Consider the following 12,832-nt stretch of genomic DNA (forward strand, 5'->3'; position numbering starts at 1 on the left):
AGCCGCGCTCGGCGTGGAGCCCCGACCGGCCGCGAGGTCATCCGCCCCGGGTGGCACATCGATCCCGAGAAGTAACCGCTGGGCGGACCCGTCCGCCTCCCGTCCGCGGACGACCCGGTCAGGACCCCGGATCCGGCGCGAACGTCAGCGTGCTGAGAAGGCCCGACGGCCAGATCCGCCGGGCGTAGGCGAGGACCGCGGCCGCGACCAGGAGCAGCGCGAGCATCCCGACCAGCCCGGCCTCCGGCCCGTACGATCCGCCCGAGAGGACGCCGCCATCGGTCGGTCGGGTGCTGAAACGGCCGGGCACGACGGAGATCCCGCTGATCGGGAGGCCCCAGACGGCCAGGCTCAGGTTCCACGACGCGTGCAGGGCCAGCGGTAGCCAGAGCGATCGGGTGACCACGAAGGCGATGCTCCAGAGCGCCCCGCCGAGGGCCGTTCCGAGGGCGCCGACGATCGTGGCATCGGGGTTGCCGAGGTGCAGGAGTCCGAAGACGATCGAGGTCGCGCCGACTCCGATCCACCGGCCCGCCGGCAGGCTGCGCACGACCTCCAGCACGCCGGTCAGGAGCAGGACTCGGAACATCAGCTCCTCCATCAGCGCCATCGCACCGATGACAGCCGTCCACATCCCCAGCTCCGGCAGGGACGGCTCCACGGCCCGGACGTCGATGACTCCGAGCGCTCGCTCGACGAGGAACACGACGGCGACCGCGGAGAAGGACACTGCGATCCCGACCACGACGTGCATCGGCGTGCGGCGATCGACCGCGAGACCGAAGCTCCTGAGCACCGGGCGGCCGGACCGGCGGAACCGGAGGGCTGCGACGAGCGCGAGACCGACGGCGACGAGCAGGACGAGCAGATCCACATGACTCCTCACGAACATGACGACCACTCGACTTTAGGGATCGACAGTGACCGAGGGAGTCGCCGGGCGGCTCGGTGACGGCGTTTCGCGCCACGCACCCCGCCGCCACGCCTCCTCGGGCAGGCTTCCGTGGTCCGACCGAGGGAGAGCGCGCGCCGGACCGCGGCGATCGGCATCGCCCTCAACTCGCTCTGCCTGCTCGTGTACCTCGGCGCACTGACCTTGATCCTGCTGACCGTCGTCGAGCGTCTCGCTCTGCAGAACATCGGCGGCCCCCTCTCCTGATCAGCGCAGTCTCCGCTCGGGCATCGGGCCGAAGGCCGCGCCGTCCGACGCGGGCTCGCGGACCGACGGCGCTCAGAAGGCGGGACGGCTTCCGCGCTTCGCACGAGTGACGGTCGGCCGCAAGGGGCAACACGGGCGGCGGTGCTGTGGTCGCATGGAAGTCCGGCAGCGCGCCGCGCGCCGGCCCCCCTCCGCTTCCGTGCCCCTGGCACGCCCGCTCACCTGGAGCCCCATGCCGTCGAGCGACCTCGCGCGTCCCGCCCTCTTCGTCGTGCGGGAGCAGGGATCGGCGGTCGCCGGCGGCCTCGCTGCGGAGCTCGAGGACGTGCTCGACGTCGTGCCGCTCGAGACGGGCGATCCTGACTCCGCGGCGCAGGACATCGTGCGGGCCATCGCCTTCCACGGCTCGACCCGCTGGCTGATCGCCGGAGAGGGCCGCGGAGGCGAGGTCGCCGCACTCGTCGCCTCGCGCACGCTCGCGGGGCGCTCGGGGCTCTTCGGCCTCGCCGGGCTCGTGCTGATCGGCGGCCCAGCGGGCGAGGTCGCCGGGCGGATCCCGACGCTGCGGCTCGATGACGCGACGGGCGCCGCCACCGCGATCCGCTCGTTCTGGGTCGAGCGGGCGGGCATCGGACCCGCCGTGCCCGTGAACGCCTCGCGCGCCATCGCCTCCGCCCGCACCACCACCCGCGTGCGGGCCCTGCTGGCCGAGCGGCTGCTCGCCGACGACCCGCACTACGCGCCCCGGGTCCTCACTCCGACCCGGCTCGCGACGCTGCGCGCGATCGCCGACCGCGTCGTGCCGCAGGACGACGGCAGGATCGATCTCGCGGCCCGCGTCGACGCTCAGCTCGCCGACGGGCAGGGCGACGGCTGGCGGAACGCCGCGCTGCCCGCCGATCCGATCGCGTACGGCCTGGGCCTGGACTCCCTCGACGGATTCGCGGCGCTGACGCCTGTGGAGCAGGACGACCGGCTGACCGCGGTGGCCGACGGCTCCGCTGCCACCGGCGCCCTGACTCCGGAGCAGCTGACCGCCTGGTTCGAGGACTGCCGCGTCGACCTCGTGCGCCAGTGGCTCGCCCACCCGGCGAGCATGGCCCGCGTCGGCTACGACGGCTACGCGTCCGGCGGCGACACCCTCCCCCTCGCCGGATTCCGCTCGCTCGGAGCGGATCAGCGCGAGGACTGGGAGCCCACGGCGAGGAGCCCGCGATGAACACCGCCACCATGCGCCGCTACGACCTCGACGAGACGGTCGACGCCGTCGTCGTCGGCACCGGCGCGGGAGGAGCGCCGCTGCTGGCCTCGCTCGCGGCCCGCGGCCTGCGGGTCGTCGCACTCGAGGCCGGCCCGCACTTCGACGCCCGGAGCCACACGTCCGACGAGACCGTCGCGACCGAGATCAACTGGATGCAGGAGCGACTGAGCGGCGGCGACGCCCCCACCGCCTTCGGCCCGAACAACAGCGGCCGCGGAGTGGGCGGATCGACGCTGCACTGGGGCGCGTTCACCCCGCGGCCAGACCCGCGCGACCTGCGCCTGCGCGCCGAGTCGGGGCTCGGCCGCGACTGGCCGATCGCGCACGCGGAGCTGACCTCCTACATCGAGACCGTGGAGGCGTTCATCGGAGTCTCGGGGCCGGCCGAGTACCCGTGGGACCCCTCGCGCCGCTACCTGCAGGGCCCCGTCGACCGCAACGCCTCGGCCGACATGATGCTGCGCGGCTGCGCCGCGCTCGGGATGCGGGCCGTCGACGCCCCCGCCGCGGTGCTCAGCGCGAGCCGCCACCAGCCGGACCACGGCGAGCGGCCCGCCTGCATCAACTGCGGGCAGTGCCACCAGGGCTGCCGCACCGGTGCCAAGGCGAGCATGGACACGACCTATCTCCCCGCGGCCGTCCGCGCGGGAGCCGAGATCCGCGCGGAGTCGTTCGTGCACGGGATCGAGCTGGACGCGGCCGGTCGCGTGAGCGCGGTCCTCTACACGTCCGAGGGCGTCGAGCGGCGGCAGCGCTGCTCCGCCCTGTTCCTCTGCGCGGGCGGCGTCGAGACGCCGCGGCTGCTCCTGCACACCGGAGTCGCGAACAGCAGCGGCCAGGTCGGCCGCAACTTCCTCGCGCACGGCGCGACGCAGGTCTGGGGCACCTTCGAGAGCGAGATGCGCAGCTACCGCGGCTACCCCTCCTCCGTCATCTCGGAGGACACCGTGCGGCCGGCCGACGCCGACTTCGCGGGCGGGTACCTCATCCAGAGCCTCGGCGTGATGCCGCTGACCCTCGCCACGACGCTCGTGCGCGGCGGCGGACTGTGGGGCCGCGAGCTGATGGACGCGCTCGACGGCTACCGCTTCCTGGCCGGGGTCGGCATCAACGCCGAGTGCCTGCCCTCGGACGGCAACCGCCTCGAGCTGACCGACGAGCTCGACGAGCAGGGAGTGCCCAAGGCTGTGATCTCGTTCTCCCCGGGCTCCAACGAGGACGCGATCGACCGGCACGCGATCCGCACCCTGACCGCGATCGTCGAGGCCGCCGGAGCGACGAGCACGAGGGTGCTCGCCCGCACCGCGCACACCCTCGGCACCTGCCGGATGGGCGAGGACCGCGACGACGCGGTCGTCGACGCCGACGGGCGCAGCTTCGACGTGCCGAACCTCTGGATCTGCGACAACTCGGTGTTCCCGAGCGCACTGATCGCCAACCCGGCGCTGGCGACGATGGCGCTGTCGCTGCGGACGGCGGACCGCTTCCTGGCGGCGTGAGGCGGCGTCGGGCGGCGCCCGGGAGAAGTGGGGCCCGCTCGACCTTGCTGGTCGAGTAGCCCCGCCGGGGCGTATCGAGACCCGCCACCCCGAAAGGATCGGCACGCCGACCCTTCCTTCAGGAGCCGCGGATCTCGATACGGCCGCTCCCGCGGCCTACTCGATCAGCACGCGGGCCGACTGTGCGGGCCGTCCCGCGACCCGCAGACCGCACACCGAGGCCCACCTTCAGGTAGCGCCGCTCAGGCCTGGGTCCAGCGGTACACGTCGACGACACGGACGGCGCCGAGCTCGTGCAGGTCGCCGTCGACGGCGGCGCGCAGCGCCTGGGCGTCGGCGGGCAGGCCGACCTCGGCCGTGCGCGGGAGCGGCAGGATCTCGACCACGACCGCCGAGTCGGCTCCGACGCCCAGGTCGTCGAGGTCGAGCACCCAGCCGTCGGCGTTCCAGAAGCGGTCGGCGCGCAGGACGCCGTCGACCAGCACGCGCGCGACGTCCCCCGCCCAGTCGATCTCGAGCTCGCGGCGGACGGCGCGCCCCGACGCGGGCGGCAGCAGCAGCCGGTGCGCCGAGGCGTGGGCGGCGAACTCGGCGTCGCGGGGAGCCGCGGCCCGGCCGTCGAGGCTGCCGAAGGAGTCGGGGGGCGATCCAGCGGCGCGCAGCTCGCGCACCTCGACCGGGCGCACCGAGTCGGCCCCCGCGGGCGCCGCGATCGAGCCGGGCAGCTCCTCGAACGCGCCGTCGCGGTACTCGCGCGGGGCGGGGCGCACCGCGGCGCCGTCCGAGACGAGCCGCCCATCGGCGTCCGTCCACACCGGCTCGGCGCTGAGCACGAGCCGTACGCCGGAGTCGCCCTCGAGCGCCCACGCGTCCGCCCCGACCGCGGCGGGCAGCACGAGCACGTCGAGCGCTCCGGCGGCGGTGACCAGCACGGGCTCCGTGCCGTCGAGACGGACGAGCGGGCCGTCGACCGCGGCGCCGTCGACCACGAGCGCCGTGCCGTCCGCGAAGCGGAGTCGCGGAGGGATCCCCTCCTCCGCGATCAGCACCAGGGTCGGCCGCTCGCCGCCCAGCACCGTGAACAGCGACGCGGTCGCCCACTCCACCTCCACGCCCGCGATCACGAGCCCGACCGGCCAGTGCGCGATGGTGCCCACGGGGATCCGCAGCGGCTCGTCCGGGAACACGACCGTCCGCTCGTCGAGGACCACCTCGAACCGCACGCCCGGGTGCTCCTCGAGGGGCTCGTACGGCTGGTGCCAGGTGACGAGGACCACTCCGCTCGTGCCGTCGCTGCGCAGCGCCCAGCGGAGCGTCGTGGAGTCGCGCACCCCGTCGGGACGGACCTCGGGGAGGCTCGAGGGCATCTCGGCGAGCGTCGCGCCGAAGGCGGAGAGGAACGCGTGCTGGCGGCGCAGGAGCCCGAAGCTCGCGGCGGTGCGGCCCGTCGCTCCGACCGGCGCGCGGAAGTCGTAGTCGTAGACCGCCATGTCGTTCGGGTAGCCGGTCGCCTGCGACTCCTGCAGGTCGGGGCCGGGGTTCCGGCCGCCGGCGAACATGTAGTAGCCCTGCCAGGCCGAGCCGTTGCCGATCTTGTCGTGCGCCACCGCGGCGACGTCGAGCGCCTCGACGCGCGGCCGGCGCTGGTAGGCGAGCGCCATGCCGCCGCCGAGCTCGCAGGTCGCGGCCGGGTACAGCTCGGACGGGGTGCGCGGAGCCTCGAGGGCGACGCCCTGACGCAGGTCCGCGCCGATGCCCGGGTCGTCCCAGACGTGCGAGAAGAGGAAGTGCTCGCGGAACGTGTCGTCCCACGGCTGGTCGTGATCGAGCCAGAAGCCGTCGGGGTAGCCGCCGAAGACCGGCAGCACCGCGTCGGTGGGCAGGTCGGCTCCACCCCAGCCGGTCGCGGTCCAGATCGGAGCCGAGAGGCCGGCCGCGCGCGCCATCCGTTTGAGGGTGCGCAGGTGCTCGGGCTGGTCGTAGAGCTCGTTCTCGAGCTGGATCGCGACGACCGGGCTGTCGGGTCCGCAGCGCGAGGCGAGCTGCTCGCCGATCGCGGCGTACCAGGGCTCGACGAGCGCCAGGTACTCGGGATCGTCGGTGCGGTGCCGCACGGGCGCCTCCTGCACCCAGTCGGGGAAGCCGCCGTTGCGGACCTCGCCGTGCGCCCACGGGCCGATCCGCAGGATCACGTCGAGCCCGACCTCGGCGCAGAGGTCGACGAACGCGGCGACGTCGCGGTCGCCGTCGAAGCGGCGCTCGCCCCGCGCGGGCTCGTGGTGGATCCAGATGACGTAGAACGAGACGACGCTCACTCCGCCGGCGCGCATCAACCGCAGCCGCTCCTCCCACCGCTCCCGCGGGACGCGGGTGAGGTGGAACTCGCCCGAGACGGGGACGAAGGGCACGCCGTCGCGGAGGACGTACCGGTCGGTCAGGCGGTAGCGCGAGTGGGGGTCCCCGACGGTGCTCATCGGCGGCTCGCGCCGCTCGTGCTCCCAGGGGGTGTGCCGGACGGTGGCGGTCACGGCGCGGTCGGAGGGCGCGTCGGCGGTTCCGGGCATCGAGGAGGCTCCTTCGGATCGGGCGGCGGCGACCGGTGAGGTGCGCCGCGCGGACAGGCTAGCTGTAATCGCTCCCAGCCGGGAATTCGTTGCCGTGAGTGACCGCAAGACATAGCTCGGCGTCTCGTCCTGTGATCGTTTCCAGTCGCCCGCCTACACTGGGCCCATGTCCTCCCCCGGCGAGCCCCGGCGCCGCCCCACCATCGACGACGTCGCCCGGGCGGCGGGCGTCTCGCGCGGCACCGTCTCGCGGGCGCTGAACGGCGGCAGGTGGGTCAGCCCCGAGGCGCAGCACGCCGTGGACGCGGCCGTCCGCCGCACCGGGTACCGCGCCAACGCCCACGCGCGGGGCCTGCGCCTGCAGCGCGGCGGGGCGATCGCGTTCGTACTCGGGGAGGACGTCGAGCACCTGTTCGCCGACCCCAACGTGGCCGTCCTGCTCACGCACGTCTCGAAGGCGCTGGCGGAGCAGGGCCACGCGATGGTCCTCCTCCTCGCCGCGGACACCGCCACCCGGCAGCACGCCCTCGACTTCCTCGGCACCGGTCAGGTCGACGGCGTGATGCTCGTGTCGTGGAGCCGCGACCTCACCCTCCTCGACGAGCTCCGCGCGGCGGGCCTGCCCGTCGTCTGCTGCGGCACTCCGGAGCGGCGCGGCGGCGACGCCGGCTGGGTCGCTGCCGACGACCGCGAGGGTGCGCGCCGCATGACCGAGCACCTGCTGAGCCTGGGTCGGCGCTCCGTCGCGATGATCGCCGGGCCGGACGACCGGCTGGGGGCCTCGCTCCGGGTCGACGGGTTCCGCGACGCTCTCGGCGACGTCGCCGCGCAGCCCGCCCCCGTGGAGTTCGGGGACTGGTCCGAGCGCAGCGGCGCCGAGGCGATGGCCCGGCTGCTCGACTCCTCCCCCCGCGTCGACGCCGTGTTCGCCGCGAACGACCGGATGGCCGCCGGCGCGATCTCGACGCTCGTCGCCGCGGGCCGCCGCGTGCCCGAGGACGTCGCCGTGGGCGGCTTCGACGACAGCCCCGCGGCGAGCGCCGCCTCCCCCGCCATCACCACGATGCGCCAGCCGTTCGAGCGGATCGCCCGCGAGATGACCCGGCTGCTGCTCGCCGAGATCGACGGCGAGCAGCCGGCCCACGTGCAGCTCGCCACGGAGTTCGTCCGGCGGGATTCCGCCTAGACCCGGCCGACCCGGCGTAGGGTCGACGGCCACGTCGACGCTGCTGGTAATACCCTTCGCTCAGGCGGCGGGCTGAGGGTCGCCGCGTCAGTCGAAGTCGGTGCTCCGGCCGAGCTCCTCCCACTCGTCGGCGTCCGTCCGCAACGCGTCGAGCGCGGCGCGGAACGCGTCCTGCGCGTCGTTCCCGAGCAGGAGGAGCGACGGGGTCGATCCCGACTCGACGACGCGGATCAGCGCGGCCGCCGCCCGCTCCGGGTCGCCGGCCTGCGTGCCGTGCGCCGTGTCGACCTCCTTGCGCCGGCGCCCCGCCGTCTCGGCGTAGTCGGCGATCGGCTCGGCCGACTGCGTGAGCGAGCGCCCCGCGAAGTCGGTGCGGAACCCTCCGGGCTCGACCGAGAACGCGCGGATCCCCAGCGGAGCGACCTCCTTGCGGAGCGACAGCGTCAGCGCCTCGATCGCGGCCTTCACCGCGGCGTAGTAGCCGGACCCCTCCGGCGAGATCCGCGCGCCGATCGACGAGAGGTTCACGATGGTGCCGGAGCGGCGCGAGCGCATCCCGGGCAGCACCGCCTTGATCGTGCGGACGGACCCGAAGAGCTGCGTGTCGAACAGACGCTGCACGGCCTCCTCCTCGCCCTCCTCGACGGCGGCGCGGTAGCCGTAGCCCGCGTTGTTGACCAGCACGTCGACCCGGCCGAACCGCTCCTCGGCGGCGCGCACCGCGGCGGCGACCTGCGTCTCGTCGGTGACGTCGAGGGCGACGGCGAGCGCGGTCTCCGGGTACGGCTCGACGATGTCGCGGACGGAGTCGACGTCGCGCGCGGTCACCACGACGTCGTCGCCATGAGCCAGGACGGCCTGCGCGAGCGCGCGTCCGAGCCCGGTGGAGCAGCCGGTGATGAGCCAGGTGGTCATGCGGTCCTTCTTCCTCGCGGTGCCCGCACGGTGCGCGGGACGTCGTCAGTCCACCGGGTGAGCGCCGGGAGCGACAGGGGTGGACGGCGGCTCCTCGCGGACCGACCGGATCGTTATCCGCGCCCGGGCGTGTGCGGACCGGCTCGGCCCGACACTGAGCGGAGGGGGACGATCAGCGCCTCCGTCGTCCGCTCGTCGTCCGCTCTCCGGGGGTCCTCCACCATGCACGTCCGTTCCCGCACGCTCCTCGGAGTCGCCGCTCTCACCGCCCTCGCCGCACTCTCCGGCTGCACTCCCGCCGATCCGGCGGCCGAGCCGACCGCGTCCGCCGGAGCCCCGACCTCGGCGCCCGAGGCGACCATCACGCCCTCGAGCGACCCGGCGACGCCGACCCCCACGGCGACTCCCACCGCCGCTCCCACCGCCGCCGACGCCACGAGCCTCCTCGTCGGTCCGACCTCCTTCTCCCTGGTCGACGACTCCGGCACAGAGCTCGGCACGTGGGAGTACCGCGACGGCACGGGCGCGGTGGCCGCCCTCACCGAGGCGTTCGGCAGCGCCCCCACGGAGTCCGACGACGTCCCCTACGAGGGCTACCGGACCCGCAACTCGAGCTGGCCGGGCTTCGACTTCAAGGACACCGAGGTCTACGACGCGGGCGGGCCCGAGTCCCAGTACCCCGAGCCCGACTTCCTGCTCGCGGTGAACGCCCCCGCGGTCGGCAACGTCGCGATCAGCACGCTGAGCGGAGTGGCGGTGGGCGACGCCGCCGTCGAGGTGCGCGACGAGCACCCCGAGGCCGTGCAGGGCGACTCCCTCGGCATCTTCGACTTCGACCGGACGCCGGTCGGAGTCCTGGACGGCACCGAGCTGACGAACTCCGTCGGGGTGCTCGCCGACGACGAGATCACCGTCTCGGGCCTCCGCGCGCCGTTCGTGAACTGGGGCGTCTGACTCTCGGTGCTCGACCGGGGCGGAGGCTCAGCCGGCGCCCGACCCCGAGCCGACGAGCGGATGCGTCGCCACCACGACCGCGATCAGCGCGACAGCGGCGACGCAGACGCCCAGCCCGGCCCGGGAGAGCGGCCGACGCGTGGCGAGCAGCGCGACGGCGAGGATCCCGAGCAGTCCGGACCACACGAGCAGCGCCCAACCGAGGATCCAGGACAGGGCGAACGCCTCGTCCGAGACCGTCTCGAGCGCGTCGCCGAGGCCGAAGGACAGGGCCGCGGCGGCCGCGAACGCGAGCGCGGCGACGGGCAGAGCCACCGCTTCGCGCCGTCGCACAGTCGCCATGCGGTGACCGTAGCGCGCCGACGGGCGCACGAAGAAGGGACGGAGGATGACGGGCCGGGGCCGCGCGGGTGAACAGGCGCGGGTTTTACACGTCCGAAACCCCTCAGAAACCCCCCAGCATCTGCGCACGGTTGAGTAGGAGTCGACCCGGCCGCCCCGCCGACAGCACGGCGGGCCGCAGCCATCCCCCACCCTCACGGAGCCCGACCATGCGCCCGACCACCTCCCGCACCCGCACCGCCGTCCGCGCCCTCGCCCTCGGCAGCGCCCTCGCCGCCACCCTCTCGCTCGTCGCCTGCTCCGGCGCGAGCGACGCCGACGCGGGATCGGGCGGCGACGCCGAGAGCGTCACCGTGACGGTCGGCACGCTGCGCGGGCAGCCGCACTTCTACCAGCCGTTCCTCTACGAGCAGTTCGCCGAGGAGGGCGTGGAGTTCGAGGTGATCACCCTCGACACCACTCCCGCCCTGTCGGACGCGCTCGTCGCCGGCACGATCGACTTCGCGATCTCCGGAGTCACCCCCACCATCTCCTCCGTCGCCCAGGATCGCGACCTGAAGATCGTCGCCTCGGCGGCCGACGGCGGCTCGGGCTTCCTCGGCGGCGAGGGCATCTCCTCCGTGGAGGACCTCGCCGGCAAGAAGGTCGGCTACATCCAGGGCAGCGCCCAGGAGGTCGCCCTCCGCTACTACCTCGAGGAGGCGGGCCTCACCGACTCCGACCTCGAGCTGACCACGATCCCCGTGCCTGAGATGGCCTCGGCGTACACGAGCGGCTCGATCGACGCGTTCTTCGGCGTCGAGATCGGGGTCTCGATCGCGGAGGCGGCCGGCGCGACCGAGATCGCCGACCCGTACGCGACTCCGATCGGCCGCGTGAACATCGGCCTCGTCACGACCGGCGCGATGATCGAGGAGCAGCCGGAGGTCGTGCAGAAGGTCGTCGACACGCACGCCGCGACCACCGAGTACATGGCCGACAACGTCGACGAGTGGCTGCCCGAGATGATCGCCGAGTTCGGCGGCGACCAGGACGTGCTCGAGTCGGCGCTCGAGAACTTCTGGCTCCGCTCCGACCTGACCGAGGAGTACCAGGGCCAGCTCGAGGCGCTCGCCGGCCAGATGCAGCAGCTCGGCTTCATCGACGAGGCGCCGGCGATCGAGGACGTCGTCGACACGACGTTCGCGCCCACCTCCTGATCGGCCCGGCGATGACCACGACCCTCGAGCCCTCGACCGCCACCGAGCGGCTCGCGACCGCGAAACGGCGACGCCGACCCGGGCGATCCGGCTGGACCACGTTCCTGCTCGGCCTGCCCGTCCCGATCCTTTTCGTCCTGCTCTGGCAGTTCGGGCGCGCCGGCGAGTGGGAGCTGCCGTTCGGCATCCGGATGGCGTTCCTCCCCTACCCGGGCGACGTCCTGGTCTCGCTGATCGACTACGCGTTCGCGGGCCTGCGGAACGACGCGTTCAGCGGGCTGCTCTGGACCGACCTGGGTGCGAGCGCCGGACGCGTGTTCGGCGGCTTCGCGCTGGCGACGGTCCTCGCAGTGCCGCTGGGCGTGCTGATGGGCCGCTACTACGTCGTGAACTCGCTGTTCGACCCGTTCATCAACCTGTTCCGCCCGGTCCCCGCGACCGCGTGGGTGCCGCTCGTGGCTCTCCTCATCGGCTACGGCGACCAGGCGTCGATCTTCCTGATCACCCTGTCGGCGTTCTTCCCGATCGTGCTGGGCACCATCAGCGGCGCCCGCCAGGTGCCGCCCCGGCTGATCGAGGCGGCGCGGATGCTGGGCACCGGCACCGCGGGCGTGCTCGCGCGGGTCGTGCTGCCCGCCTCGGCCGCCGCGATCGTCAACGGCATGCGGGTGGGGCTCGGGCTGGCGTGGGTCGTGCTCGTGCTGAGCGAGACCACGGGCGTGAGCACCGGGCTGGGCTCGACGATCTTCCTCGCCCGCGACGTGGTCCGGACCGACCTGATCGTGGTCGGGATGATCTGCATCGCGATCGCCGGCTTCGCCTCGGACCGGCTGCTGCTGCTGGTGTTCCGCCTGCTGTTCGGCCGCCGGCCGCTGATCTCATGACCGCGTCACCTCTGAACAGGAGCGTCCGATGACCGTCGCGACCCCCACAGTCCGCACCGCGGACGTCCACGTGCTCGACCTCGTCAAGCGCTACGAGACCGCGGGCGGCGGCGTGCTGGCCATGGCCGACGTGACGCTGGACATCCCCTCCGGCGAGTTCGTGGCCGTGGTCGGAGCGAGCGGCTGCGGCAAGTCCACGCTGCTGCGGATCCTCGCCGGGTTCGAGGAGGCGACCGAGGGGGTGGTCGAGGTCGGCGGCACCCCGGTGTCGGCGCCCGGACCCGACCGCGGCGTCGTGTTCCAGGACTACGGCCTCTTCCCGTGGTTGAGCGTGCGCGAGAACGTGGCGTACGGACCGCGTCGCAAGAAGCTGCCGAAGGCGGCCGTGACGGAGGTGACCGACCGCTTCATCGAGGCGGTTCGGCTCACCCGCTTCGCCGACCGGTACCCGGGCGAGCTCTCCGGAGGCATGCAACAGCGCGTCGCGATCGCCCGGGTGCTCGCGAACGAGCCGTCGGTGCTGCTGATGGACGAGCCGTTCGGGGCGCTGGACGCGCTGACCCGCTCCGATCTGCAGATCGAGCTCAAGCGCATCCACCGCGAGACGCGCACGACCGTGCTCTTCGTCACGCACTCGATCGAGGAGGCGGTGTACCTCGCCGACCGGGTGGTCGTGATGACGGGCGGCGCCTCGCACGGGGTGCCGGGCCACATCAGCGAGATCGTGCCGATCGACCTGCCGGAGGAGCGCGACGTGACGGCTCCGGAGTTCAACGAGTACAAGCGCCGGATCTCGGAGCTGGTGCACGCGCCGGCGTGAGCCTCGGGCGCGAGACCCGTCAGCAGAATTGTCTCGAGCCACCGGCGCC

The 12,832-nt window shown here is 73.6% G+C and carries 12 protein-coding genes; 8 read left to right on the forward strand and 4 right to left on the reverse strand.

Annotation, left to right across the window (positions count from 1 at the left end):
- Positions 1 to 118: 118 nt before the first annotated feature.
- Positions 119 to 874, reverse strand: coding sequence for a CPBP family intramembrane glutamic endopeptidase (locus LRG51_RS08800; protein ID WP_230672241.1), 756 nt, complete (start codon positions 872 to 874; stop codon positions 119 to 121).
- Positions 875 to 1,003: 129 nt separating this feature from the next.
- Here LRG51_RS08800 and LRG51_RS08805 point away from each other — a divergent pair, with 129 nt between their 5' ends.
- From LRG51_RS08805 to LRG51_RS08815, 3 genes are all read left to right on the forward strand, one after another.
- Positions 1,004 to 1,159 (forward strand): hypothetical protein, encoded by a 156-nt coding sequence (locus tag LRG51_RS08805; RefSeq protein ID WP_230672244.1) that lies wholly within the window; start codon positions 1,004 to 1,006, stop codon positions 1,157 to 1,159.
- Positions 1,160 to 1,358: 199 nt separating this feature from the next.
- The gene (locus LRG51_RS08810; RefSeq protein WP_230672247.1) at positions 1,359 to 2,378 is read left to right on the forward strand and encodes a gluconate 2-dehydrogenase subunit 3 family protein; all 1,020 of its coding nucleotides are present in this window, start codon (positions 1,359 to 1,361) and stop codon (positions 2,376 to 2,378) included.
- The gene (locus LRG51_RS08815) at positions 2,375 to 3,919 is read left to right on the forward strand and encodes a GMC oxidoreductase (protein WP_230672249.1); all 1,545 of its coding nucleotides are present in this window, start codon (positions 2,375 to 2,377) and stop codon (positions 3,917 to 3,919) included. Before LRG51_RS08810 ends, LRG51_RS08815 begins: the two co-directional genes overlap by 4 nt.
- A 242-nt stretch (positions 3,920 to 4,161) precedes the next feature.
- Here the strand turns inward: LRG51_RS08815 and LRG51_RS08820 are convergent, their stop codons facing one another.
- Complete coding sequence (locus LRG51_RS08820; RefSeq protein WP_230672253.1) at positions 4,162 to 6,483, reverse strand: beta-galactosidase; 2,322 nt, start codon at positions 6,481 to 6,483, stop codon at positions 4,162 to 4,164.
- 166 nt (positions 6,484 to 6,649) lie between these two features.
- Here LRG51_RS08820 and LRG51_RS08825 point away from each other — a divergent pair, with 166 nt between their 5' ends.
- Entirely contained in the window at positions 6,650 to 7,669 is a 1,020-nt protein-coding gene (locus tag LRG51_RS08825; RefSeq protein WP_230672256.1) for a LacI family DNA-binding transcriptional regulator, read from the forward strand.
- 87 nt (positions 7,670 to 7,756) lie between these two features.
- Here LRG51_RS08825 and LRG51_RS08830 read toward each other — a convergent pair whose 3' ends face one another.
- Positions 7,757 to 8,584: an oxidoreductase gene (locus tag LRG51_RS08830; RefSeq protein ID WP_055786122.1), complete on the reverse strand. Its 828-nt coding sequence runs from the start codon at positions 8,582 to 8,584 to the stop codon at positions 7,757 to 7,759.
- A 222-nt stretch (positions 8,585 to 8,806) separates the two neighbouring features.
- On the opposite strand from LRG51_RS08830, the gene LRG51_RS08835 reads away from it, so the two are divergent.
- On the forward strand, positions 8,807 to 9,538 hold the full coding sequence (locus LRG51_RS08835; RefSeq protein WP_230672259.1) for a hypothetical protein: 732 nt from the start codon (positions 8,807 to 8,809) through the stop codon (positions 9,536 to 9,538).
- Between the two features lie 27 nt (positions 9,539 to 9,565).
- Here the strand turns inward: LRG51_RS08835 and LRG51_RS08840 are convergent, their stop codons facing one another.
- Entirely contained in the window at positions 9,566 to 9,880 is a 315-nt protein-coding gene (locus LRG51_RS08840; RefSeq protein ID WP_157603029.1) for a hypothetical protein, read from the reverse strand.
- A gap of 209 nt (positions 9,881 to 10,089) precedes the next feature.
- On the opposite strand from LRG51_RS08840, the gene LRG51_RS08845 reads away from it, so the two are divergent.
- Genes LRG51_RS08845 through LRG51_RS08855 form a run of 3 tightly spaced genes read left to right on the forward strand, consistent with a single transcriptional unit; the run spans position 10,090 to position 12,783 of the window.
- The gene (locus tag LRG51_RS08845) at positions 10,090 to 11,079 is read left to right on the forward strand and encodes an ABC transporter substrate-binding protein (protein ID WP_055786111.1); all 990 of its coding nucleotides are present in this window, start codon (positions 10,090 to 10,092) and stop codon (positions 11,077 to 11,079) included.
- Positions 11,080 to 11,090: 11 nt separating this feature from the next.
- Positions 11,091 to 11,963: an ABC transporter permease gene (locus LRG51_RS08850; RefSeq protein WP_055786107.1), complete on the forward strand. Its 873-nt coding sequence runs from the start codon at positions 11,091 to 11,093 to the stop codon at positions 11,961 to 11,963.
- Between the two features lie 28 nt (positions 11,964 to 11,991).
- A complete protein-coding gene (locus tag LRG51_RS08855) occupies positions 11,992 to 12,783 on the forward strand; it encodes an ABC transporter ATP-binding protein (protein ID WP_055786104.1) in 792 nt (263 codons plus the stop codon).
- Positions 12,784 to 12,832: the final 49 nt, after the last annotated feature.

The organism is Rathayibacter sp. Leaf248, assembly GCF_920939495.1.
In the GTDB taxonomy this organism is placed as follows: Bacteria; Actinomycetota; Actinomycetes; order Actinomycetales; family Microbacteriaceae; genus Rathayibacter; species Rathayibacter caricis.

What these genes read in the sequence shown, in the direction of transcription:
- LRG51_RS08825 (WP_230672256.1), top strand. Translation starts at nt 6,650, where the DNA reads ATGTCCTCCCCCGGCGAGCCCCGGCGCCGCCCCACCATCGACGACGTC.
- LRG51_RS08830 (WP_055786122.1), bottom strand. Translation starts at nt 8,584, where the DNA reads ATGACCACCTGGCTCATCACCGGCTGCTCCACCGGGCTCGGACGCGCG.
- LRG51_RS08840 (WP_157603029.1), bottom strand. Translation starts at nt 9,880, where the DNA reads ATGGCGACTGTGCGACGGCGCGAAGCGGTGGCTCTGCCCGTCGCCGCG.
- LRG51_RS08845 (WP_055786111.1), top strand. Translation starts at nt 10,090, where the DNA reads ATGCGCCCGACCACCTCCCGCACCCGCACCGCCGTCCGCGCCCTCGCC.
- LRG51_RS08820 (WP_230672253.1), bottom strand. Translation starts at nt 6,483, where the DNA reads ATGCCCGGAACCGCCGACGCGCCCTCCGACCGCGCCGTGACCGCCACC.
- LRG51_RS08850 (WP_055786107.1), top strand. Translation starts at nt 11,091, where the DNA reads ATGACCACGACCCTCGAGCCCTCGACCGCCACCGAGCGGCTCGCGACC.
- LRG51_RS08835 (WP_230672259.1), top strand. Translation starts at nt 8,807, where the DNA reads ATGCACGTCCGTTCCCGCACGCTCCTCGGAGTCGCCGCTCTCACCGCC.
- LRG51_RS08855 (WP_055786104.1), top strand. Translation starts at nt 11,992, where the DNA reads ATGACCGTCGCGACCCCCACAGTCCGCACCGCGGACGTCCACGTGCTC.
- LRG51_RS08815 (WP_230672249.1), top strand. Translation starts at nt 2,375, where the DNA reads ATGAACACCGCCACCATGCGCCGCTACGACCTCGACGAGACGGTCGAC.